23 protein-coding genes and 1 tRNA gene are annotated in these 22,095 nt (G+C 38.0%); all 24 read right to left on the bottom strand.

The features are described from left to right. Positions 1-17 precede the first annotated feature (17 nt). A complete protein-coding gene (gene rpsO, locus P9L98_01005; protein ID MDP8215887.1) occupies positions 18-272 on the bottom strand; it encodes a 30S ribosomal protein S15 in 255 nt (84 codons plus the stop codon). A 40-nt stretch (positions 273-312) separates the two neighbouring features. Beyond that, on the bottom strand, positions 313-795 hold the full coding sequence (locus P9L98_01000) for a pyridoxamine 5'-phosphate oxidase family protein (protein ID MDP8215886.1): 483 nt from the start codon (positions 793-795) through the stop codon (positions 313-315). Next, positions 792-1,448 (bottom strand): hypothetical protein, encoded by a 657-nt coding sequence (locus tag P9L98_00995; GenBank protein MDP8215885.1) that lies wholly within the window; start codon positions 1,446-1,448, stop codon positions 792-794. The genes P9L98_01000 and P9L98_00995 overlap by 4 nt, the downstream gene beginning before the upstream one ends. A gap of 62 nt (positions 1,449-1,510) precedes the next feature. Continuing rightward, positions 1,511-1,585: transfer RNA gene (locus P9L98_00990), tRNA-Val, on the bottom strand. A gap of 104 nt (positions 1,586-1,689) precedes the next feature. Further along, a complete protein-coding gene (locus P9L98_00985; GenBank protein MDP8215884.1) occupies positions 1,690-2,205 on the bottom strand; it encodes a carbohydrate binding domain-containing protein in 516 nt (171 codons plus the stop codon). Positions 2,206-2,263: 58 nt separating this feature from the next. Beyond that, positions 2,264-2,707 carry a V-type ATP synthase subunit K gene (locus P9L98_00980; GenBank protein ID MDP8215883.1) on the bottom strand — a complete coding sequence of 148 codons (444 nt, stop codon included), beginning with the start codon at positions 2,705-2,707 and terminating at the stop codon, positions 2,264-2,266. Between the two features lie 14 nt (positions 2,708-2,721). After that, a complete protein-coding gene (locus P9L98_00975; GenBank protein ID MDP8215882.1) occupies positions 2,722-4,494 on the bottom strand; it encodes a hypothetical protein in 1,773 nt (590 codons plus the stop codon). Between the two features lie 2 nt (positions 4,495-4,496). Continuing rightward, positions 4,497-5,108: a V-type ATP synthase subunit D gene (locus tag P9L98_00970; protein MDP8215881.1), complete on the bottom strand. Its 612-nt coding sequence runs from the start codon at positions 5,106-5,108 to the stop codon at positions 4,497-4,499. Positions 5,109-5,110: 2 nt separating this feature from the next. Further along, positions 5,111-6,403 (bottom strand): V-type ATP synthase subunit B, encoded by a 1,293-nt coding sequence (locus P9L98_00965; protein MDP8215880.1) that lies wholly within the window; start codon positions 6,401-6,403, stop codon positions 5,111-5,113. Next, positions 6,375-8,135 carry a V-type ATP synthase subunit A gene (locus tag P9L98_00960; protein MDP8215879.1) on the bottom strand — a complete coding sequence of 587 codons (1,761 nt, stop codon included), beginning with the start codon at positions 8,133-8,135 and terminating at the stop codon, positions 6,375-6,377. The genes P9L98_00965 and P9L98_00960 overlap by 29 nt, the downstream gene beginning before the upstream one ends. Then, positions 8,125-8,634 (bottom strand): DUF2764 family protein, encoded by a 510-nt coding sequence (locus P9L98_00955; protein MDP8215878.1) that lies wholly within the window; start codon positions 8,632-8,634, stop codon positions 8,125-8,127. The genes P9L98_00960 and P9L98_00955 overlap by 11 nt, the downstream gene beginning before the upstream one ends. After that, positions 8,627-9,238 carry a hypothetical protein gene (locus P9L98_00950; GenBank protein MDP8215877.1) on the bottom strand — a complete coding sequence of 204 codons (612 nt, stop codon included), beginning with the start codon at positions 9,236-9,238 and terminating at the stop codon, positions 8,627-8,629. The genes P9L98_00955 and P9L98_00950 overlap by 8 nt, the downstream gene beginning before the upstream one ends. A gap of 53 nt (positions 9,239-9,291) precedes the next feature. Continuing rightward, complete coding sequence (gene pyrE / locus P9L98_00945; GenBank protein ID MDP8215876.1) at positions 9,292-9,873, bottom strand: orotate phosphoribosyltransferase; 582 nt, start codon at positions 9,871-9,873, stop codon at positions 9,292-9,294. Then, positions 9,863-10,558, bottom strand: a complete 696-nt coding sequence (gene pyrF / locus P9L98_00940) for an orotidine-5'-phosphate decarboxylase (GenBank protein ID MDP8215875.1) — start codon at positions 10,556-10,558, stop codon at positions 9,863-9,865. The genes pyrE and pyrF overlap by 11 nt, the downstream gene beginning before the upstream one ends. Further along, a complete protein-coding gene (locus tag P9L98_00935) occupies positions 10,551-11,483 on the bottom strand; it encodes a dihydroorotate dehydrogenase (protein ID MDP8215874.1) in 933 nt (310 codons plus the stop codon). The genes pyrF and P9L98_00935 overlap by 8 nt, the downstream gene beginning before the upstream one ends. Then, entirely contained in the window at positions 11,468-12,244 is a 777-nt protein-coding gene (locus P9L98_00930; GenBank protein MDP8215873.1) for a hypothetical protein, read from the bottom strand. Before P9L98_00930 ends, P9L98_00935 begins: the two co-directional genes overlap by 16 nt. Continuing rightward, positions 12,232-13,035: a DNA-formamidopyrimidine glycosylase gene (gene mutM, locus P9L98_00925; GenBank protein MDP8215872.1), complete on the bottom strand. Its 804-nt coding sequence runs from the start codon at positions 13,033-13,035 to the stop codon at positions 12,232-12,234. Before mutM ends, P9L98_00930 begins: the two co-directional genes overlap by 13 nt. 96 nt (positions 13,036-13,131) lie before the next feature. Continuing rightward, positions 13,132-14,361, bottom strand: a complete 1,230-nt coding sequence (locus P9L98_00920; protein MDP8215871.1) for an endonuclease Q family protein — start codon at positions 14,359-14,361, stop codon at positions 13,132-13,134. After that, a complete protein-coding gene (locus P9L98_00915; GenBank protein MDP8215870.1) occupies positions 14,348-14,803 on the bottom strand; it encodes a Mut7-C RNAse domain-containing protein in 456 nt (151 codons plus the stop codon). The genes P9L98_00920 and P9L98_00915 overlap by 14 nt, the downstream gene beginning before the upstream one ends. Before the next feature lie 95 nt (positions 14,804-14,898). Then, entirely contained in the window at positions 14,899-15,294 is a 396-nt protein-coding gene (locus P9L98_00910; GenBank protein MDP8215869.1) for an amidohydrolase family protein, read from the bottom strand. A 273-nt stretch (positions 15,295-15,567) separates the two neighbouring features. After that, positions 15,568-16,197, bottom strand: coding sequence for an amidohydrolase family protein (locus tag P9L98_00905; GenBank protein ID MDP8215868.1), 630 nt, complete (start codon positions 16,195-16,197; stop codon positions 15,568-15,570). After that, positions 16,181-17,170, bottom strand: a complete 990-nt coding sequence (locus tag P9L98_00900; GenBank protein MDP8215867.1) for an aspartate carbamoyltransferase catalytic subunit — start codon at positions 17,168-17,170, stop codon at positions 16,181-16,183. Before P9L98_00900 ends, P9L98_00905 begins: the two co-directional genes overlap by 17 nt. After that, positions 17,163-17,720 (bottom strand): bifunctional pyr operon transcriptional regulator/uracil phosphoribosyltransferase PyrR, encoded by a 558-nt coding sequence (gene pyrR, locus P9L98_00895; GenBank protein MDP8215866.1) that lies wholly within the window; start codon positions 17,718-17,720, stop codon positions 17,163-17,165. Before pyrR ends, P9L98_00900 begins: the two co-directional genes overlap by 8 nt. Before the next feature lie 154 nt (positions 17,721-17,874). Further along, positions 17,875-21,954, bottom strand: coding sequence for a PEP/pyruvate-binding domain-containing protein (locus tag P9L98_00890; protein ID MDP8215865.1), 4,080 nt, complete (start codon positions 21,952-21,954; stop codon positions 17,875-17,877). Positions 21,955-22,095 lie beyond the last annotated feature (141 nt).

The following is a 22,095-nucleotide window of genomic DNA, read 5'->3' as shown; positions in this document are numbered from 1 at the left end:
GATTCGCATGTGGAGAGTTACTTACGTAAATTAAGCTTCTCCACAAGCTCTAAATATCTCTTTTGATCTTTCCTTTTTAAGTAGTTGAGAAGCTTCTTTCTCTTACTCACCATAATTAGAAGACCCTGCCTTGAATGGTGGTCTTTCTTATGTTGTTTCAAATGCTGATTAAGATAAGCAATTTTGTTTGTTAAGATAGCGATTTGGACTTCGGGTGAACCCGTATCTTTATCATGGATAGAAAACTTCTCTATTATTTTCTCTTTTTCCATATTCCCATTCCTTCAGTTGTTATTCTTCGATAATATAGCCTCAACTTTTTACCTTGTCAAGATGTGTTTTAACGAGCATCTTAATGGGCTCGACTAAATCATATATCTCTTCTACATCCATTACAATCAGATACTCAGGTTTTAAAAGGTAGAGATCGTGTCTCTTTACAATTTTCTCACTCTTTAGATTCTCAATCATCCTTGATATTATAAAATCATTACGCTTCCTTTCCCAGTTACTTATATATTTCTCGAATAACTCTCCTTTGAATTCAACCTTTGCTCTGCCTTTAAACTGAAACCCTACAAAGCTATTCCAGTCAATTACAAAAAATGAGATCCGTGAATTAACTTCCAGATTTTTCTTTGTCTTAGCCATAAATAGATCGCAGAAATAGAGACTTCGAGAGTCTACTGATACAACACCTTTTATTGATATATTCGGTTTACCTTCCTCATCAGATGTCCCCAAAAAACCATAAGAAAGCTTCTTAACGAATTTACGTATCTCAATCGGTATCATCTTATAAAATCACTCCAAATATCAGTAGGCAAAGTCCGTTTAATTCTTTCATCTTTATCCAGACCATCATTCCAATCTCTATTCAATAACGCAAAAGTATATAGTGTATTAATCACAGTAAAATGCCTATGGGCATCTTCCTTAAAAAAAGAGTCTAACTCTTCCAGGTAGTAAAACGGATGTCTCTTTATAAAAACATTTTTCCCTCTTAAATTATCCATTATCTCAATAATTAAAAGCGTCTTACTTTTGTCAGGCATAAGACTCCAATCATCACCGTTATAGTGTCCTATCTTTTTAAAGACCTCAGCATCGGGAAAGCTTATCTTTAAAGGATATTTACTCTTCTTCCCTGGAGTATAGATTGAAAAATCAACTACTTTACTATCTACGTTAAACTCAACAAAACCCCATTTTTTTTTACCATCTGGATATTGATAATACACCCAGAATTCAAACTCCTCATCGTACCTATCCCCCTCTATAGCTATAGGAAATATCTGAGCCTGTAAGTCCTCTCTTGTTGTTACTATATCCGGCTTGCCTAAAATAGACTCAACACTCTCCTTAGATATTCCGCTGCTAAGTTCCTGAGCAAAAGCAACGCTTATAAATAAAGTTACCATAGTTATAGATAGAAATTTTAGTTTCATTTTTTTATATTTTAATCCAATATTACCATAAATACAAGATATTTATAAGATTATAGAGGGGTTGGTGGGCGAGAGAGGGATTGAACCTCCGACCTCCTCGTTGTAAGCGAGGCGTTCTCCCACTGAACTACTCGCCCTTTAAAGTATAAGAGCACCAAATATCAAAAAACAATTAATATACCAGGGATACTACCGTTAAGAGATAATAATGGTTTATCTTAGAAATTACAACGTTATTTTTCTACTTTAATGTTACTTCGTCGATATAGACTGTACCCTTCTTCTCAGTTGCCCACCCGCTCTCAAATGTAAGACTGAATTCGCTACCAGCATTCTTCTTTGTAAAACCTTTTAAACCTATTACTATCTTCTGCCAATTCGGAGTAATATTGATAAACTGAGAACCGCCTGAGAAGTTTACAACTGCTTTCTCCGAAAAACCAGACTTTTTATCTCCTTTTATCCAAAAAACCAGCTGAGAATATTTCGATAGATCAATAGAACCAAATTCGATATAAAACCCGGCAAAACCACCATCCGGTGACCCTAAATTATATTTAAATTCAAAGCAGCCTCCGGAAAAACCAACCTTATCCGTAGTAACAACCGAACCGGTAGCTATGAGAGCTTTATCTTCAGGGTTTGAAGTCCAAACACCATATCCGCTCTCTTCCTGCCCATTGAAACCATACTTTTCGAAAGCAAAAGAAACAGCTATGCAGAAAACCATAAGAAAAACTACCATGCTCCGTATCATATCTACACCTCCTTTTTTAAAAATCTACTCTCTTTAAACATCTATGTCAATTCTTTTATCAACCAGGTAACGCTATCATAGAGAATATCATAACAAACAATGCAACTGTCTCTATGATTCCCAAAACAAGCATATAATTAGCAAATCCTTTCCCTGTTTCAGCAAGAGCATCACAAGCCCGCGCAGCAGCTTTACCCTGCATATAGGCCGAAGATCCCATCGCTAATCCAGCCATTAATCCTATTGTCATCTGCATTATCGTTGACACTGAATCGTAAGGTAAATTGGCAGCCTGAATTTTGTTTCTTAATATAAAACCGTAAAATATCTGAGTTAACGGCGCACCCACAAAAGCTATCATCATAAAAGGAGCTGTTTTATTCTGAGAGAACGCCTTCTTCCAAGCTCCTATAGCTGCCATACCAGCTACGCCTATACCCAAGGCAGAGCCTATAGCTGTAAGTCCCAGCGAAGCATTTAAATCCCCTAAACCCTCTATCATCTCTTTACCCTCCTTTACTCCTTAAACGGTTTATAACTATTTCCTTTCCATTCCAAACTAAGATGGGTTGGAAACTCAAGAACATTCAATCTCACCCCATGAACAAGGACAGACATTAAACCCAAAATTATATTTAGAGAGTGTCCCAGTAAGATAATTACTACAGACGATATAATAGCAGGAACACTATTAAAACCTATATCTCTAGCCATATTGTTAAAAGTAACTGCAATCATTACGGTAGCATAGCCAACAGCAAAAAGGCGCAGATAAGATAGTATGTCGGCAAAGAAGTTTATGATACCAAAAGGAAGATCTAATAATGATGATGTTATTCTTTTTAAAATACTAGTTTCAGGCTTTGAAAATATCATTACCATAAGAGCTCCAAGAATAACAAAGAAAGTCATTGTTTGTGGAATCTGCAAATTCAAAACTACGCCTCGAGTCAACAGAAACATGGACCATCCTATAGCAATCCAACCTAAATGACTAAAAAATTTAATAGAGTTCACAAAGCGCAGAGCTGCCACAAGATGAGCAATAGCAAGATGAGAAAATCCTAAAATAAAACAGAGATAGATAAAATTATTTTGATTGGCATCAACAAAATTATTAAGACCGGGTATTATAAAGATATTAAAGAATGGCAGCTGAGAAAACCTCTCTATTCCAAACCAATTTCCTGTTATAGCTCCCCAGATAACGGTAGCAGAACTAAGATAGTAAATAAGCCGCGTAATCTGTTTAGATATATTTTTATTTTTAATTTGGATTAAAAAAGCGGTTATTAAAAAAATAAGCCCATAACCTGCATCACCTATAATCATAGCAAAGAACATACCGAAGAAGATAAGGAACCAGAAACTAATATCATACTCCTCATATCCAGGTATAGTATCCATAAGCTTAAACACAGGATCTATTATCCTTAACCAGCTAGGATTACGTATCAAAGTAGGAACTTCATCAGGATTGCCTGGATCCTTCAAGAGCAATCCCCAGCCCTCCTCTTCCGATAGAGTATTTAATCTTTCAGCTGTATCAACTGGAATAAATCCTTCTAAGAAACTAAAACCTTCACAGGTATTCATCTCTGAATTAACCTGAGCAAACTCAAGCTCTTTACCTAAAGTAGATTTATATCTATTAAAGCAATTTTTGAAACTAGAGAGATATATCGCTCTCTTATCTATCTCTTGAATCTGTTTCTCTGTATCAGACCTCTCCCTCTCAAGCATGCTGTATTCCCTGCTTGGAATCTGCTGAGGGGCAGCAGAGAGAGGATTTTTATTATTAGCGACTAAAGCAACATAGAATCTGGATTTATCTTTTTTAATTAAGTAAGCATTTTGCTTCACAATTATCTCTTTAAACTCTTTTTTGCCTACAATGTATAGCTCCAGATTTATTCCATGCTCTCTGATTTTAGACAGAGAATCTAACGAAAAGATACCCCAATCTCCATACCAATATAGATCTCTTCTTACTGCAGCTAATCTATTCTGCAAATCGTCTCTATCTCTACCCAGAAAATTTATCTCCTCTATAAAGGCAGGGATTTTGCTTCCGGGGCAATCTTTATCGCTCTCAGTATTAAAATCAGATATCAACTCTATAGCTCTCTCAAAGATAGATATCTTGTCTTCCAGAAAAGATATCTCCCCGGAAGAGAGAGACTTTCTTCCCTTTATATGCATAACACCCAGCGACCTCAACCTCTCAAGAGCTCTCTCTCTCTCTCTATTTGAAACCAGCAGAGTTACCTGCTTCATCTTAACTATCATTCTTAAACCTCTATTCTATCGTCTCTGATTCTCAATTTAGATTTTGCAATCTTACCTCTTACAACTTCAGATGTAGACAGATCGCCCAAAAAGATATTTATTTTCTTTATGTTTTTTGTTGCTTCAGGAATCTTGATCTTCTCAAAAAGATTGACACGCTGAGTTGTAATTCTAAGCTCCTCTTTTAAAACCTCTCTCGCCCTTTCTAAGACCAAGCTCTTTGCCTTTAAAGTGAGAAGGCCTCTTAAAACCTCTATAGCTCTATCTACCCAAAGAGGCGTTAGATATAGATCGTAGCTGCGTTCCTTGAACTTTATATTCTCAAAAATCGGAATATCCATGCCGGCTATATTGCTTGCGGTTACAATTATTCTATCGACTTTAAATAGATTCTCAATCCCAACATCTTCCCCGAAAACATCTATCCAAACATCTATCGATCTTAAAAAAGACTCTATATCTTCTTTAATCCTATTTAAATCCTGATGGTTTTTAATTACCTCAAGCTGTAGTTGCTGCTTCTTAAGCTGCAGCATGGGAAGATATTTGTTGAAACGTTTAAGCGTCTCTTTCTGTTTCTTTAATTCGTTCTTCGTCAATCTTAACTTTCCCACAATCAGCCTCGCCAAAACTCTTTGATCAATTCAGTCCGAAATGGAACCTCTTCAGGCTGGAAACATCCCGAGAGAATCTGCCATCCTTTATCCAGGGCAGTCTCCAAAGGTATATTCACAGATAGATCCATCAGCTCCTTTTCAAAGACAGCTCCATACTTAAGAAGTTTTTGATCCCAAACACTCATCTTAAAACCCATGTCTCTTTTTTCTTCTGTCTCCTTATAATCAGCATATAGTTGTATCATGCCATTCATAATAGCCCTGTGATCAACACGAGTTTTATCATTGACCTGCTGCTTCAGCCGGCTTAAAGAGCCGAAGGGTTCTATTCTGCCATTACGAAGATAGAACTGGCCCTCGGTAATATAACCTGTATTATCCGGAACCGGGTGGGTAACATCATCACCCGGCATGGTTGTAACTGCAAGTATTGTAATAGAACCGCTATCTTCAAAATCCACAGCCTTCTCATATCTGGCTGCTAATTGACTATAGAGATCTCCAGGATAACCTCTATTTGAAGGAACCTGCTCCATAGTAATGGCAATCTCTTTAAGCGCATCGGCAAAGTTAGTCATATCTGTAAGTAGAACCAGCACATCCTTACCCGATAAAGCAAACTTCTCAGCTACAGCCAAAGATATATCCGGTATCATAATGCTCTCTACTACTGGTTCAGAAGCGGTATGCACGAAAAATATTGACCTGCTTAAAGCACCGCTACTCTGCAGTCTATTCTTAAAAAACATATACTGATCGAACTTCAGACCTATACCGCCTAAAATGATTATATCAACCTGAGCCTGTATTGCAATTCGAGCTAAAAGCTCATTGTAAGGTTCGCCAGAGACTGAAAATATAGGAAGCTTCTGAGAAACAACTAGAGAATTAAAAATATCTATCATAGGTATATTGGTTCTTATCATGCGGTCTGGTATCTTCCTCTTTGCAGGATTGACTGTAGAACCGCCTATCTCAATATTGTTTCCGATTATAGCAGGCCCTCCATCCTTTGGCCTGCAGCTGCCGTCAAAGACTCTTCCAAGCATATCCTCCGAAAAAGGAACCTGCATAGGATGAGATAGAAAACTAACTTCATCAGCAGTAGATATGCCTCGGCTTCCCGAAAAAACCTGAAGAGAGACATTCTCTCTATCTAAACTTATAACCTGAGCAAAAGACTTTCCCTTTTTAGTGTTCACCTCGGCCAGCTCATGATAACTAATACCTTTAGCTTTTACAGTGATAACATCTCCTACAATACTATCTATCTTGCTGTACAGCTTCTTCATCTTTCTTTAAAACCTCTCTTTTAATAAATTCATCTATCTCTTTTTCTTTGCTTTTGAATTCCGAAGAATTCCACTTGGTATAATTCCAGTCCAGAAACATCTGACGTAATTTAAAAAAGATAGCTCTTAATTCATCTTTTGTTTCTAAATTAACTTTAGATCTAAGGATATAGTCAGCCTTTGAAAAAACATAATCCTGGCGCTCTAGAGGCGTAGCAGCATCCACTCTATCATAACCATTCTGCTGTAAATAGACATAATCTAAAAACTCGGATTTCAGATATATTAAGAAGTCCTCATCTGCCACACCTTCTTCGCCAACAACCTTCATCATCTGAAAAACCTCATCGCCTTTAAATATCACTTCTTTGGCATAAGCTACTATATCCTCTACAATAAAGCTCCTATATTTGGACCAACTCTCCAGAGGGGATATAGAAGGGTACTTTCTGGCATCAGACCTCTCGCGGGATAAGCCATGGAAAGCTCCGACAACCTTTAATGTTGATTGGGTAACAGGTTCTTCGAAATTACCGCCAGCCGGGGATACTGTTCCTCCTATTGTAAGAGACCCGCTCTCTCCGTTTAAAAGTTCAACCACGCCAGACCTTTCATAGAAAGCAGCTATACGCGATTCCAAATAAGCCGGAAAAGCCTCTTCGCCCGGGATCTCCTCCAGCCTGCCTGAAACCTCTCTCATCGCCTGAGCCCAACGTGAAGTAGAGTCAGCCAGAAGCAGTACATCCAAACCCATCTGTCTATAGTATTCCCCGAGAGTTGCCGCAGTATATACCGAAGCATCTCTGGCAGCAACAGGCATAGAAGAGGTATTACAGATGATTATTGTCCTCGCCATCAGAGACTTACCAGTCCTATCATCTTTAAGTTTTGGAAACTCTCTTAACGTCTCAACGACCTCACCTGCCCTCTCACCGCAGGCAGCAATAATTACAATATCAACCTCAGCATATCTTGAAGTCAACTGCTGCAATACTGTTTTCCCAGCCCCAAAAGGACCGGGAATACAATAAGTCCCCCCCTTAGCCACAGGAAAGAAAGTATCAATTATCCTAATACGCGTAGTTAACGGCTCAATAGCCTGAAGCCTCTTCCTGTATGAAGTAATAGGCACTCTTATAGGCCAGCGAAAAGACATGGTGATATCAACACTATTGCCTGATCTGTCTTTTACCGTAGCTATAGTATCTTTAACACTGTAATTACCCTCAGGCTTCAGACTCTCAAGAAGATGCTCTCCGCTAAGATCAAAAGGCACCATTATATAATGCTTAAAAATCTCTTCTTCTACATAACCAATATAGTTTCCGGCCAACAATAGATCTCCTTCCTTAGCAAGAGGGGTAAAATGCCATCTCTTTTTAAGATCCAAAGCTGCTATATCGACTCCTCGAGGTAAAAAAAATCCATACTCATCAGCAAGAATATTTAAAGGATTCTGCAAACCGTCGTATATACTGCCCAGAAGACCCGGTCCAAGTTCAACCGAAAGAAGCTGATTGCTGAATTCAACCTCATCTCCTACTCTAAGACCTTTGGTATCCTCAAAAACCTGCATATACGCTGCCTCTCCTCTGATCTTAATAACCTCGGCTTTAAGACGCTGCTCTCCTTTTAAAACATAGCCCAACTCATTCTGCATGATATGACTTTGCGGTTTTACAGTTATCATGTTCCCGCTTATAGATAGAATGCTGCCTCTATTAACTTTCATAGACTACCGCCTCGTAACTAATGTTTGAACTGCTGTTAAATAACTTTTTCCCTCTCTCTTTATCAAACTGGGAAATCTTATCTAAAATCTGAAGCTTATAGAAGTAAACCACTGTACTCTCTAAATCAAAATGATGATATGATCCAATTTGGTCAATGAAACTCCACCTCAGATAGAATATCTCCAGCTCAATTTTAAGAGGATCTGTATTAACTAAAACCGCTTTCAAGTTTTCATCAACTATAGATTCTAAACTGCCTTCCCTGAATTTAACAATATTATCTCTTAAATTGTATTCAAAACTCTTATACTCTCTTACGATACCTTTATCGCTATCGCTAACATAGATATCATCTATATTCGCTTTTTTTAAAACCTTGAAATCTGCAGGGCTCAACCACTTGGCTGCCTGCTCTAAAAAGTAGTCACTGCTGATATAATTCTTACCATCAAAATCCAATAGAGGAAGCTGGGATATCAGATAATAGTACCTATCCATTTAAACTTTTATTCACTATCTCTCTTATCTCTTCATTGAGAAAGAGAGCAATAGTATCAGCTATACCCTGATCTGAAAAATCATAATGCATATCTTCGCCTCTTATCCCGATTCTAAAACCCTTCTTTAACCCCGGGTGAATCTTAACCTCAAAACCAGCTGCTATTTTCTCCTTAAATTCATCAATCAGCAAATCTCTTAAAGAGTCCCTATCTCTTTTTGAAGTTAAAATCTCAATAGAGTCATCTTTCCCCGGCTTCCAATTAGATAAAATCCGGGTAATCATATCCTTAACTGCCTGAGGACTAAGGGAATTTGAAACATCTCTCTTTAAGAGATCGTCAAATACAGCTACTATCTTCTCTCTTAAGCTTATAATTGAATCTCTCGCTGCTTGTTCTATTGCGATTTTAGCTGCATCTTTATATTTATCAGACTGAGATTTTGAATCTTGAATAACAACCTCGGATTTAGACTTTGCTTCTTGCAAGATGCGGACAGCCTCTTCTTCGGCTTTGGCTACAATTTTACCGGCTTCGTTTTTAGCTTCTTGAACACCCTCTTTTTTTATCTTTTCAATTAGTCCATCTAATCTAACTTCCATATTAATCCTCCGGTCATTTTTTTGCTTCTAAATTATAGCAGAAGTAAGAACGATTATGCGTTCACAATCTCCCTGCTCCCGGGTTTAAGCAGCGGTATATCCTTTTTACATAGAGGGCACTCCTCTTTAGAGTACACCGGGAGGGCATATTTCATAAGAGATGAATATTTATTTCTTATCTTAAACTCTCCATCAAAACGGTCTATAACAGAAGCGACTCCTACAATCAGCGGCTGAAAATTCTTAAGCAGCGATTTTAATTCCAAAACTGATTTCCCTGTTGTAAGCACATCTTCAACTATCAAAACTCTCTCCCTATTTTTAATCTCAAAACCCCTCTTCAAACAGAGTTCTCCTTTAAAGCGCTCTGCAAACATTGCCCTTGCACCTATAGCTCTTGCAACTTCATAAGCCAAAATAGTACCCCCATGTGCAATGCCAATTATAACGGCAGGTCTTTCGAACCTAAAATCTTCTACTAATGCATTGGCTATACGTGAAGTATGTTTAGGATATTGAAAAATACGAGCCAGCTGGATATACTGCTCCGAATGTAAACCGCTGGATAATAAGAAGTGTCCACCTTGAATAGCCCCTGTCTCATTTAAAATTCCCATAAGTTCTTTATCGTTCATCTAATACCTCCTTAACTATCTTTACAGGATTATCTGCATTAAGTATAGATCTGCCGATAACAATATAATCGGCTCCATTGTCAAATGCCTCTTGCGGCGAACCGCTCCTCTTCTGGTCTCTATTCGCAACGCCTATCTTTATACCCGGAACAACTGATATAAAGCTCCGGCTTATCCCTTCTTTTAACCTTCTGACCTCTGCCGCGGAAGAGACAACACCATCAGCTCCGGAAGTTAAAGCTAATTCAGCAAGTTTATAAACCATGTTATTAATTTTATTTTTAAAACCTAAAAAATGCAAGTCATTTTCGTCAATGCTGGTAAGAAGGGTTACTGCAAGCATCAACGGTCTCTCTTTTTCATCAAAACTATCTAGAGCCTCTCTTGAATTTTCTATCATAACCTTACCGCCAAAAGCATGAACTGTAAACATCTTAACTCCCAAATCTCCAATCTTTTTCACGCTCTCTGCAACCTGAGTAGGAATATCATGCAGCTTAAGGTCTAAAAAGACATCTGAACCATAGCCCTTTATAAGGTCTACCACCTCTCTACCATAAGGAATAAAGAGGCGAGGTCCTATTTTAAAAGTTTTCACATAGGGGGCTAACATATCAAGATAGTAACGCAAATCATCGATGCTATCTACGTCAAGCGCAATTATTATCTTTTTTCTCTTATCCAATTTTAAGACTCCCAATTAAATCTTTATACTCTATCCCTCTCTCTCTAAGATAACTCTCTATACCTTCGGCTACCTCTTCCGCAACGCCGGGGTTTATGAAATTAGCAGTACCTATACTTAAAAGGGCCGCACCCGCAATAATATACTCCAAACCGTCCTTATAATCCATGATACCGCCGGAGGCAATGATTGGCAGATCTACGGTATTATATACATCCCAGACCCTCTTTAATGTCAGGGGTCTAATAGCAGGGCCGCTCAATCCCCCTGATACCTTAGCTATTTTCGGTTTTCTCGTATATATATCTATAGCCATAGCTGAATAGGTATTCGCAACGGTTATTGCATCAGCTCCGGCATCAGAGACAGCCTGAGCAACAGAACGTATATCTGTAACATCGGGAGAGAGCTTAGCTATTACAGGTTTAGACGATGACTCCCTGACAGCCTTTATAACACCATAACTCATATGTTCATCCTGGGCAAAGATAGCCGACCCGCCCTCGCTATCTTTTTCAAGGTTTGGACAGGATATATTAACCTCAATAGCAGAGACCGCATCCTCTTTATCTACAGCAGCAGCAATATTAGCAAACTCTTCAATTGTAAAACCAGATATGCTGGTAATGATTCGGCAATCAAGCGATTCTCTTATTTGCGGTAAAATCCTACCAAGATAATCATCCAGACCTTTATTTTGCAAACCTATAGAATTTATTAACCCAAAATCTACCTCGGATGTTCTGGGCATAGGATTGCCGGGACATTCTCTAAGAGTAACTGTCTTTGTTATAATGGCACCGATCTTACTAAACGGAACGATATCACTCACAGAGGGGCTATACTCCACACAACCTGAAGAGAGGACAACAGGACTTCTTAGTTTTAAAGAAGCAATCTCAACCGGAATCATAACTCTTCCCATAGAATATCTTCTCCTTTAAAAACAGGACCATCCTTACATACTCTTAAAGTTCCATTCCTGGTCTTTAAAGCGCAGCCCCAACAGAAACCCATACCGCAGGCAAAGTGAGATTCAAAAGAAAATTGAGTCTCAATCTCTTTATCTTCAGCTATTTTATAAATATTTTTCAACATCTCAACGGGGCCAGCCGAAAACAGAACAGAACCAGGCTTAATAATACCAGCCAGATAATCGGTCGCCACTCCTCTCTTTCCTACACTGCCGTCTTCAGAGACAACTAAAGAGTCTATATCCAAAGAGCTTATAGATTCAGCAAATTTTTCACTCTCAGCCCCTGCACTTCCAATAATAAATATCCCTCTATCTTCAGCCTTAGAGGAGAGACTCCTTGCAAGAAAACCAAGCGGAGCAAAGCCTGTACCGCCGCTTACAATAATCGGCCTCTTTCGGTTCGGCTCTTTAAACCCGTTACCTAGAGGACATATAATATCCAGCTCATCTCCTGTTTTAAGTAAAGACATCTTCTGAGTTATATCCCCTCTTACTTTGTAAAGAATCTCAATACGGTTATCTCTCTGGTCAAAGACTCCAAAAGGTCTCCTCAAAAACTGACCCTTCTCTACTAATCGTAATTGAAGAAACTGCCCCGGATTAACAGAAAAAACTTCCGGGGTTTCAAAAGAGAGTAGAAAATATCCGGGATAAAACTCGGAATTAGAAAATATTTTTACTTTTCTAAAATCTTTAGTTACTGTTGACATCCCGGACAATAATAGATCGATCTAGAGTTCATCTTGCTCTTCATAATCTTATTAGGACAGTGTTCACAAAAATGGCCATCTTTTCCGTAAACAAGATGCTGATAGGCATATTTACCCGGGTTACCCCAAATATCCAAATAGGTATCTATTGAAGAACCTCTGGCTTTAAGCGCTTTGAGAAGTATATCTCTTATAGAGAAACAGAGCTCTTTAATCTCAGGCTCGGTAATATCCCTGGTCTTTCTGAAAGGGCTTATTTTGGAGCGATACAGTATCTCATTTACATATATATTGCCTATTCCAGATATAACTTTTTGGTCTAAAAGAAGATTGTAGACCTTAGTACTCTTATTTTTTAATATCTCACTCAAAACTTCAGGAGTAAACTCTTCACTTGTAGGATCAATACCTATGGCTCCAAGCAGAGGCACATCTTTTATATCTTTTACCAAAAACCACTCACCGAATCTTCTTCTATCATAATAACTAAGGGTACTTAAATCTGAAAATACAATTTTAATTTTGGCATCATGATTATTGCCATATATTATCTGACCTGTCATTCTAAGGTGCACAACTATCTTCAGCCCATTGCTAAGTTTAAAGATCAGAAACTTACCCTTTCTCTCTACATCCTTTATCTTGGAAGAGAGTATCTTTTTCCAGGAAGAGACTGTTTTAGGCTTTTTAAGAAAGATCTTGTCTCTAACCTCAAAATCCGTGATCTTTTTCTTCTGAATCAAGCTTCTTAACTCTCTGCGTATTGTCTCAACTTCCGGCAACTCAGGCATACCTCACTCCCTTCTTATATATTCTCTTTCAAGCTACCATTTATTAAGTTTCGTCTTTATATCACAAAAAAAGAAACAAAACAAGAAGAGTTATTTTTAAAAAAAGGTTAACTGCTTCTCGCTCTTCATTTTCTTATCATCAAAGACTTTGACATTACCGTAAAGACCGTCAAAACCCGGTTTAATCTTAACCCTGCCCTCTCTAACGGCTATAATACTTTTGGCTATCTTTACAGGCAGATTATTCTTTAGAAATTTCTCATCAAGCTCACTTAATATTTTTAATTCCGGACCATAGCTTTGAATCAAGCTATGATATTCTACTATTACCGCCTTGGCTGTTTTCTGAACACCTTTTAACTCTGCGATAATCTCATCCAACGGTACCAAGCTCTTGAAACCAACTGCCCCTTTAGGCATAAATCCATCCTCCCTGTCTGCAAGCTCCTCTACTCTATGCATCACCCCAATAGTTAATGGTTTGCTGCATTTGGGACATATATTGTTCAAACGCATAGACTCTTTAGGGCTAAACGAAAGCCCGCAACCTCTATGACCATCCAAGTGATACTTCCCCTCCTGAGGATAAAACTCTATTGTATAGGCAAATTTTCCGGAGTCTCTGTTTTTCAATGCCTCCAGAAGTTCTCTATAATCCATACTTATATTTAAAACGTTTGCTTCCCGCCCTATCTTTGAAGGAGAATGACTATCGGAATTAGATACAAGGGTATATCTATCTAAATCCGATATCCGCCAATTCATAGCTGGATCACTTGAGAGACCGGTCTCCAAAGCATAGATATCTTTTACGTAAGGACCAAAACACTCTTCTATAGAATCAAAACCCGAATTGGCACCAAAGAGGCCGAACCATGGAGTCCAGATATGACAAGGTATCAAAAAACAGTCGCTATTAGCAGAGAGAACGATCTCCATAAGGCTCCTGACATCCAAACTTAGCGTAGGCCTGCCATCCGCAGTTAAACTCCCATATTTAGCAAGTTCTCTGTTTATCTTATCAACTGCGGTAAAGTCAGGCGCAATAATAAGATTATGAATCTTTCTAACTCTCCCTTTATAAGAATAGATATTTGACACTTCAACGGTTAATATATAGTTAATTCCTTTATATTTATATACTCCATAGCCAGCTTCTTTTAATTTCGTCTTTAACTCTTGCAGCCATAAGAAATGGGTAAAGTCGCCGCTACCTAAGAGGTCTACTCCTTTAATCTTGGCAAACTCACTTAAATTATCCAGATCCATATTTTTGCTTGCTGCACGGCTATACTTAGAATGGATATGTATATCAGCTATTATCATTGATACTCTCTAAATATTCCTTAGCCAACTTCCAATGGCTGCCAGTCCAGAATATTTTTTTGCATTTAGAACATTTGTAAAAACTCACCCTGCTTTGATAGATAGATACGGGGACCTTCTCTTCGGCTTGTTCTCTGGTTAATTCTTTTAACTCTAAATTACACCTGATACAGCGTGAAAACATATTACTGCTATCGATTTCTAAACCAAAACTCTCTTCAAGTTCTTTAAGTTGAGTTCTTAAATCTTGAGATTTAATTATAAAGACTTTTGCCTTGAGCTCATCAGCCAAAGAGACTATAGAAGTTAAAACAACTCTATCCTCTTTTAGAGCTTTCAGAATAAGAGCTCTGCTGCTGCCTTTAAAATAATAAGAGTCATAACTTAAAATCCTTAACCACTTGGTCAACCTTCCCAATTCAGGGCTGAGTATAAACTTCATTACTCATTTAATTGAGACTCCTTCAACATCTCTCTGGCCTGAGGAGTCGTGTCTAAAATATTAACCCCCTGACGGTAAAACCACCTTAGAAAACCTCATAAACAATCTCCAATCAATTTAAAGTCATCAACCAAAACCCTGCCTTTTGAAACAACAGTTCTAGCTCTTCCCTTCAACTCCATATTTAAAAATGGGGAATTCTTACTTTTAGATTCAATATCTTCCTGACTAAACTTCCACTTTAGATCTGGATCTACTACTATGATATCAGCCAAATAGTTCTCTAAGATATTCCCTCTATCTTTAAAGGAGAATATCCTGGCGGGATTGGAAGTAAGCTTCTCTATTAAAGAAAAGATATCTATCTTACCTTCGTTGACTAACTTTAGACCTAAAGATAATGCTGTCTCCAGTCCTATAGTACCGAAACTTGCCTCGGAGAAATTACAATCTTTCTCTTCGCTTGAATGCGGAGCATGGTCAGTAGCAATTATATCTATAGTATTATTTTTTAATCCATTGATTAAAGCTCCCCTATCCTTCTCTGTCCTTATAGGGGATTGACCTTAGAAAAAGTATTATAATCCCTAACAGAGTCTTCAGTTAAAGTTAGATGGTGAGGAGTAACATCCGCAGTAACCATCAACTTATCTTTCTTAGCTTTTCTTATAAGCTCTACAGATTCCCTACAGCTTATATGCGTAAAGTGAATCCTGGCTCCTGTTAGCCTAGTGAGCTCTATATCTCTTGCAATGGCTACTATCTCAGACTCCCGCGGTATACCCTTTTAGTCCCATCTTAAGAGAAAATATACCTTCATTCATCAGGCCGCCGATAGAGAGTCTCTCGTCTTCGGCGTGGATAATTAGAGGTAAGCCGGAGAGAACAGAATACTCCATAGCTCTACGCATAAGAAGCGGGCTATTAACCCAGCTGCCATCGTCTGAAAAACCAACAGCTCCTGCCTCTCTCATCTTAATCATCTCAGATAGTTCCAAGCCAGCCCTTCCTTTTGTAATAGCTCCCACTGGATAAATATCTACCAGGCCTACGCTCTTAGAACGTTCTCTTAAAAATCTTACCAGACCGGCACTATCTATAGCAGGATCTGTATTGGGCATGCAGCAGAGTGTTGTAAAACCCCCTCTTAAAGCCGCACGAGAACCGGACTCTATATTCTCCTCATCTTCCCGGCCTGGCTCTCTTAGATGAGCATGGATATCAATAAGTCCTGGAAAGATATAGCATCCTCCAGCATCAACTACTAAATTCGCCTTCTCTTTTATATTTTTAGCTATCTTAGAGATTCTCTTATTTTGAACCAAGATATCATTTTTTTTAAAAACTTTTTTCTCTAAATCAATAACCGAACCATTTTTAATCAGTAACTTCAACGCTGCCTCCCATACCTGCAATAAGATAGAGTATCGCCATTCTGATCGCCAGGCCATTTGTAACCTGATTTAAAACAACGCTGCAGATATTCTTCTCCAGCAATCCCTCGTCAAGCACGTCAGGGCTTAGCTCAATTCCTCTATTTACCGGACCCGGATGAAGAATTAGTAATCCCGGCTTTGCATATTTTAAAAGCTTAGCTCTATCTACACCGAAAAACTCTCTGTATTCAGCTATTGAAGGAATCAGGTTTTCATTGATGCGCTCTCTCTGTATCCTCAAGATATTTAAAACATCGGCTTTGGCCAAAACATCCTTAAGATCATATGAAACCTCTACGCCCAGCTCTTTAAACTCAGGCAAAATCATTGTTGGCGGCGCACAGAGTGTAACCTCAGCACCTAATTTTTTAAGAGCAAATATATTAGACCTTGCCACCCTTGAATGAGAGACATCACCCAAGATAGCAATTCTTAACCCTGCAATGTTTTTTTTCTGCTCCTGGATGGTAAAGACATCAAGCAGAGCCTGAGTTGGATGTTCATGTGTCCCATCTCCGGCATTTATAACACCGGCCGATACAACCCCGGAGAGATAATGGGCAGCTCCGGAAGCTGGGTGCCTTAAGACTATAATATCAACATTCATAGCCTCTATATTGCGGGCTGTATCCTTAAGATTCTCCCCTTTCTGTACACTGGATGTCGAGACTGAGAAACTCACAGTATCAGCTGAGAGCCTTTTAGCTGCAAGCTCAAAAGATATCCTGGTTCTTGTTGAGGGTTCAAAGAATAGAAAAGCAACTGTTTTACCTCTTAAAGCAGGGACCTTCTTGACCTGCCGGGTTGAGATCTCCTTAAAAGATTTGGCAAGCTGTAATATATAACCTATCTCCTCTACGGTTAGATCTTCAATGCCAAGAAGATGCTTCTTACTCCACTTGATATCTCTTTCAACAATATCCTCAGCCATCAACTACCTCCAACATCACAACCTCATCTTTCTTATCAACCTCTTTTAATCTTACCTCTATAGATTCACTAAGAGAGGTCGGTACATTCTTACCTACATAATCTGCTCTTACTGGAAGTTCACGGTGACCCCGGTCAACCAAAACAGCAAGCTGAATAGCTCTGGGTCTACCAAAATCAATCAAAGCATCCATTGCGCACCTAACAGTCCTGCCTGTAAATAACACATCGTCTACTATTATTATCAGCTTACCATTGATATCGAAGTTAAGCTCTGTCTCCTTAACCAGAGGCTGTTCTGCTATCAAAGTAAGATCATCTCTGTAGAGCGTAATATCAAGTACTCCTGACGGAATCTTTACACCCTCAATCTCAAAAATATTATTTACTATTCTATCTGCTAAATAGACACCTCTTGTCCTTATGCCTACAATAGCTATATTCGATAAAGACTTATTTCTCTCTATTATTTCATGACTTATACGGCAGACAGTCTTATAGAGTTGTTTTGAATCTAAAACCTTCGAACGTTCTATGATTTTCTTAGACATAAAAAAATAAACCCTCTTTGAAGGGCCTCTTTTCATCATTGAAACTTATATTCTTATTCATCTCTTTCACCTTCCCGGTCTCACCGAACCAGTTTAAAGGTCTAGAGATTTATAGCACGAACTCCTTAAGTTGTCAAGGTTGATTAAGAAAATATTATTGCTCGATTGGATATATTGGATAGGCACCCTGATATAACTTACCATCTGTATCAATAGTAACTATATCACCTGATTTAAGCACTATTTGCTGACTCCCTACTTTAAAAGTATATTCATCTGTTGTAAAATCGTGACTTAAATTCCGGACACCTAATAATGCGGATATATGATAACGTATTGCCAAAGAAATTCCATGAGAAACCTCATACCCTACGTTGCTAAAGAACCCTAAAATATAAGCATCCTGTAAAATTGGCCCTAAGACTGCAGTTTTAATCTCACTTGTTGCTAAAATCAGCCCGTCAATGTCAGGGTCAGAATCTACCTTCGCAATTAACTCTGCACGTTTGCCCTGATCAAGATAATCATCTATTGTAATGACATAACCCTTTACAGCCCTGTTTCCGATAAAAATACCTCTGCCTAATGCCGGAACACTTGAAGGTATTTCTACATAATTAAGCTGTTTCCTATCATATATCTCTTCTTCAGCTAAAGTCCTAACCTGAAGAGAAACAATCTTATTTTGTTCAATAACAAACTCATACTGTATAGGCTGCCTTCCAAAAAGGTCAAAAATACCTACCTTTGCGGTATCCGGATCTCCAAACAATGCGGTATAAAGTTCTTTATAAACATCCGGATAAAGAAATTCCAGTGTCGATGTTGAAGCATCGCCGGTCCCCATATTGCTGACAGGAATACCTGCCCGGGAAAGACCAGACATTATGTCTACCCCCAAAGAACACTCGTTAAAAGTTCCTCTTATTTCACCATCGGCAGTAACATTCACTGTTCCAGCGCCGGATAAGGATTGAGAATAATTCCCGAAACTCATAGCCTGTATAATAATACCCATACCGCTGTCCTCAGGAATACCAACACTCCTTCGATACGACTGAGCAGCTTCTGAATTATAGGACTTAACAGCAAGAACAACTGCAAGATACAGCTGTTCGTAAGAACTCATGCTCATAGGGTCCTCTCCTATCTCTAAACTTCCACTACTAAGACTATCCTCTCTAACTTGATCTATCAACTGCCCATACTCATAGATGACTTCTTTTATGGCATCAACATTTAATTGCTTTTTAGTTTCAACTCCATGCGCTTCTTTTACCCTATTTATTACCTGCCTTAAATTTTCGTCTTTAATTCCTAAATATTCTACTGCCCACATATATTCAGCAACACGATAATTTTCCCAGGCAAATCTTTCATCCTGTATTTCTGCTATAAGATTTTCCACAACTGATTCATTCATACCGACATCAAGCATTGTCAAAAGCACCCCTGGATGCGGTATAACCGGAGAACTTCGCACAGAAAAAAGCAAATTGCGGCCGAATTCTTTCCCCGTACGCTGTTCCAGTTCCAATACAATTTTACCTATGATATCATGCCTTTCTACCTCAGACATATTTTCCCAATTCATGATAACTTCTTTAGTAATTACTGCAGCTTCCGGAGCCTGGAAACCGTTTTGATTCAGATAATTTAACGACCATGCTTTATTACCGATATCCAGCGGTGACAATGATTTGCTTTGCTGAATTAACACAAACTCCGGAGCCAAATTACCTAAAAGCTCTGCTTTTAATATCTGAGAATTACTTAACCCATCATGAAGATAACCAAGAACTTTCCTAAAATATTCTAAGCAAGGAACTGCTATTTCCCTGTCCCGCAGATAATCATCACTCAAACCGTCAATCTGTAAAACATTCTTTAAGAACATACTATATAAAGGGTTATAAATATTCTGTTTGCACCACATAATATGGTCTATCAACATACTGTACGGCATATCCTCAGTAATTGCCTCCACGACACCCTGTATTACAGAATCATTAATATACCCCTGCTCTTCAAGGCTGTCCGTTAAAGATTTCAAAAATCCCAATGCAGAGCTTAATCCTTCTCTGTTTAATGATTCCAGACTTGCTAATGAATTCCACACTTTTGAATATATAGATTCTTGAGCTAGAATAAGCTTATAGTACAATACATTTAACATAGTAAATTTAGGGTCTTTGAACTCCAGCCGTTCTAAATCTTTATGAACTACTATTTTTACAAAAGGATTCTTTGCAGGTTCAATTTCAGAAACACAAAATTCCTGCACAGACAACATAAGACGCTGGAGTCTATCTGCTGCGGCAATAAGGCTTTCTGAATCTTCTGCAGATTCCCAGGATGCAATAAAATCATTAAAAAGCTGATGTATCTGAGGAGGATAATCATCCCATACTAAACCCTGCATTTCTATGCTTTGTAAATCCTTACGTACATTAGCAGCCACCCCGCCCTGATATTTATTCAATACCTTAAAATACAGTTTTATCTCTTCTAAAACTTTTCCTTCTGTACAAGCAGCCGCTATTTCCTCGATACTGAATTTTTGTAAGTCCTGGACATTATCAATTTGAAGCGTATGAAAAAGTCCCTGTAGAACTTCCTGATGAGTAGAAACATATGTATCCAAATTATCATCCATAATATTTTTAATAGTTCCTTCACTTTCTATGTGAGGCAGATTTCTTATACATTCGATATCACCGGTTAACCAAAAATTTAAAACCCCCTCTACAATTGCTACATTCATATTAGAAGGAGAAACATAATTCTTGTGCCCATGAAGCATAATCCTTTGATAACTCATAAGAGGGGTTTTATAAGTATCATCCAAGTTTCTTGAAACCATTACCAAAGTATCAGAGTTTGAAGATGTAGCTTCTCCTGAGCCAAAAAAAGGTTCTCTTGTAATATAGGGAGTAAACGGATGCGGAATAACTTTAATTAGATGCGTAACATCTTCCCATACTGCAGAGATTGTGGGGCTGTAAAGAAGCTCTTTAAGAGCCTGTAATAGTTCAGGGCTATTAAAACTAAACACAGGTACTTCTGCTAAATTTTCATATCTTGTAATAAGGTACTGAATAAGCTTTTGCGCCTTTTCTACATCAGGAGCAGCGATATGTAATAAAGTAACCAGCGCATTCTTATCTGTAACATCAGAAACATTTGCAATTATAAAGTCTATAATCCGGTTGCAAACTGAATCCGGCATTTCAGTTATTCCTGATGCAATAGGATCCAATACAGTAATCCTATTTTCTATATAACTACTATTATTTTTTAAGACCTCTAACATTAAATCATACTTTTTTTGAGTAACTAAAGCTTGAATAATTCTTTCAGCATACACAGGTCCTTTATCATATAAATTAAGCTCTCTTTCCGAACTAAATTCTACTATGCCGGGGCCAAAACAATCTAAATCCAAACCTTCCTCTAAAGAGACCGCATAAATACCGCTCAATGCAACTTTAAATGAATTCACCAGCTCCGAAGACGCATACTTTTCTTTACAGTCATTAAGCCATTGAATTGTCTCACTGCGTAAATTATCTAAAGCAGATATTCTAGCTCCTAAGTTTAACAGTTTTGTTAAACATGCAATGGCACAAACACGGGTTTCAAGCTCTAAATCTTCACATTCGACAGCTTTACGCAATGCAATTACCCCTTCTTCATTTAAATCAGGGCGCTTCAAAAGAGATGCTGCTGCATCTCTAAAACCAAAGTCATTTTTTATTATATGTTCAATTGTTGATACAGCACTGCTTGTTAGATACGGTACTGACCTGAAAATAGTCCGAACAGCTTCCTCTGTGCCAAGAGCTGCCAAAGCGTAATGTTTATTCCAGCTTCTCATAACCTCCTGCAATTCGCCTTGAGAAAGACCTGAATAGACTCCTATTATTCGAATTGCCAGTTCTTTAAACGGTTGGGGAAGTTGGAAACTTTGTTCTCCGATAGAACCAAGGTTGGGTGAAGGAGATATACAATTTCCATTTAGGAAGATACCCTTCTGAGAAATAAGAATATCACCTTCACTTTCAAAATCAACAGCCTGGAGAATTATTTCAATAATAGAATGGATACCTTCCTCAGATACAGCAGTTATGCTTTTAGTCCTGCGTACGTTATTATAACGATAAGTAGACAGAATATTTCCATTTATAGAGAATAAAATCACTACTCCAAATATGAAAAACTTTATTTTGCTCATCACATTTACCATATATTTTTACAACCTTATATTGTTAAATATCATAATAAAGATATACTATTCAGACACTTTTTAGTTCCTCCCCTCTCGTAATGAAACTCTCTTTTTATATATACCATACAATTATAATGAAATCAAATA

It is taken from the genome of Candidatus Kaelpia imicola (genome assembly GCA_030765505.1).
GTDB lineage: Bacteria > Omnitrophota > Gorgyraeia > Kaelpiales > Kaelpiaceae > Kaelpia > Kaelpia imicola.
Note: the sequence above shows the minus strand (reverse complement) of the source record. Positions and strands in the feature narration are given on the sequence as shown.

Bases quoted from the DNA above. Each gene is read 5' to 3' on its own strand.
- P9L98_00890 (MDP8215865.1), bottom strand. From the start codon at position 21,954: ATGAGCAAAATAAAGTTTTTCATATTTGGAGTAGTGATTTTATTCTCT.
- mutM (MDP8215872.1), bottom strand. From the start codon at position 13,035: ATGCCTGAGTTGCCGGAAGTTGAGACAATACGCAGAGAGTTAAGAAGC.
- P9L98_00935 (MDP8215874.1), bottom strand. From the start codon at position 11,483: ATGGGAAGAGTTATGATTCCGGTTGAGATTGCTTCTTTAAAACTAAGA.
- P9L98_00920 (MDP8215871.1), bottom strand. From the start codon at position 14,361: ATGATAATAGCTGATATACATATCCATTCTAAGTATAGCCGTGCAGCA.
- P9L98_00965 (MDP8215880.1), bottom strand. From the start codon at position 6,403: ATGAAGAAGCTGTACAGCAAGATAGATAGTATTGTAGGAGATGTTATC.
- P9L98_00980 (MDP8215883.1), bottom strand. From the start codon at position 2,707: ATGATAGAGGGTTTAGGGGATTTAAATGCTTCGCTGGGACTTACAGCT.
- P9L98_00915 (MDP8215870.1), bottom strand. From the start codon at position 14,803: ATGAAGTTTATACTCAGCCCTGAATTGGGAAGGTTGACCAAGTGGTTA.
- P9L98_01000 (MDP8215886.1), bottom strand. From the start codon at position 795: ATGATACCGATTGAGATACGTAAATTCGTTAAGAAGCTTTCTTATGGT.
- P9L98_00975 (MDP8215882.1), bottom strand. From the start codon at position 4,494: ATGATAGTTAAGATGAAGCAGGTAACTCTGCTGGTTTCAAATAGAGAG.
- P9L98_00955 (MDP8215878.1), bottom strand. From the start codon at position 8,634: ATGGATAGGTACTATTATCTGATATCCCAGCTTCCTCTATTGGATTTT.
- pyrR (MDP8215866.1), bottom strand. From the start codon at position 17,720: ATGTCTAAGAAAATCATAGAACGTTCGAAGGTTTTAGATTCAAAACAA.
- P9L98_00930 (MDP8215873.1), bottom strand. From the start codon at position 12,244: ATGTCAACAGTAACTAAAGATTTTAGAAAAGTAAAAATATTTTCTAAT.
- rpsO (MDP8215887.1), bottom strand. From the start codon at position 272: ATGGAAAAAGAGAAAATAATAGAGAAGTTTTCTATCCATGATAAAGAT.
- P9L98_00900 (MDP8215867.1), bottom strand. From the start codon at position 17,170: ATGGCTGAGGATATTGTTGAAAGAGATATCAAGTGGAGTAAGAAGCAT.
- P9L98_00950 (MDP8215877.1), bottom strand. From the start codon at position 9,238: ATGGAAGTTAGATTAGATGGACTAATTGAAAAGATAAAAAAAGAGGGT.
- pyrE (MDP8215876.1), bottom strand. From the start codon at position 9,873: ATGAACGATAAAGAACTTATGGGAATTTTAAATGAGACAGGGGCTATT.
- P9L98_00985 (MDP8215884.1), bottom strand. From the start codon at position 2,205: ATGATACGGAGCATGGTAGTTTTTCTTATGGTTTTCTGCATAGCTGTT.
- P9L98_00995 (MDP8215885.1), bottom strand. From the start codon at position 1,448: ATGAAACTAAAATTTCTATCTATAACTATGGTAACTTTATTTATAAGC.
- P9L98_00960 (MDP8215879.1), bottom strand. From the start codon at position 8,135: ATGAAAGTTAATAGAGGCAGCATTCTATCTATAAGCGGGAACATGATA.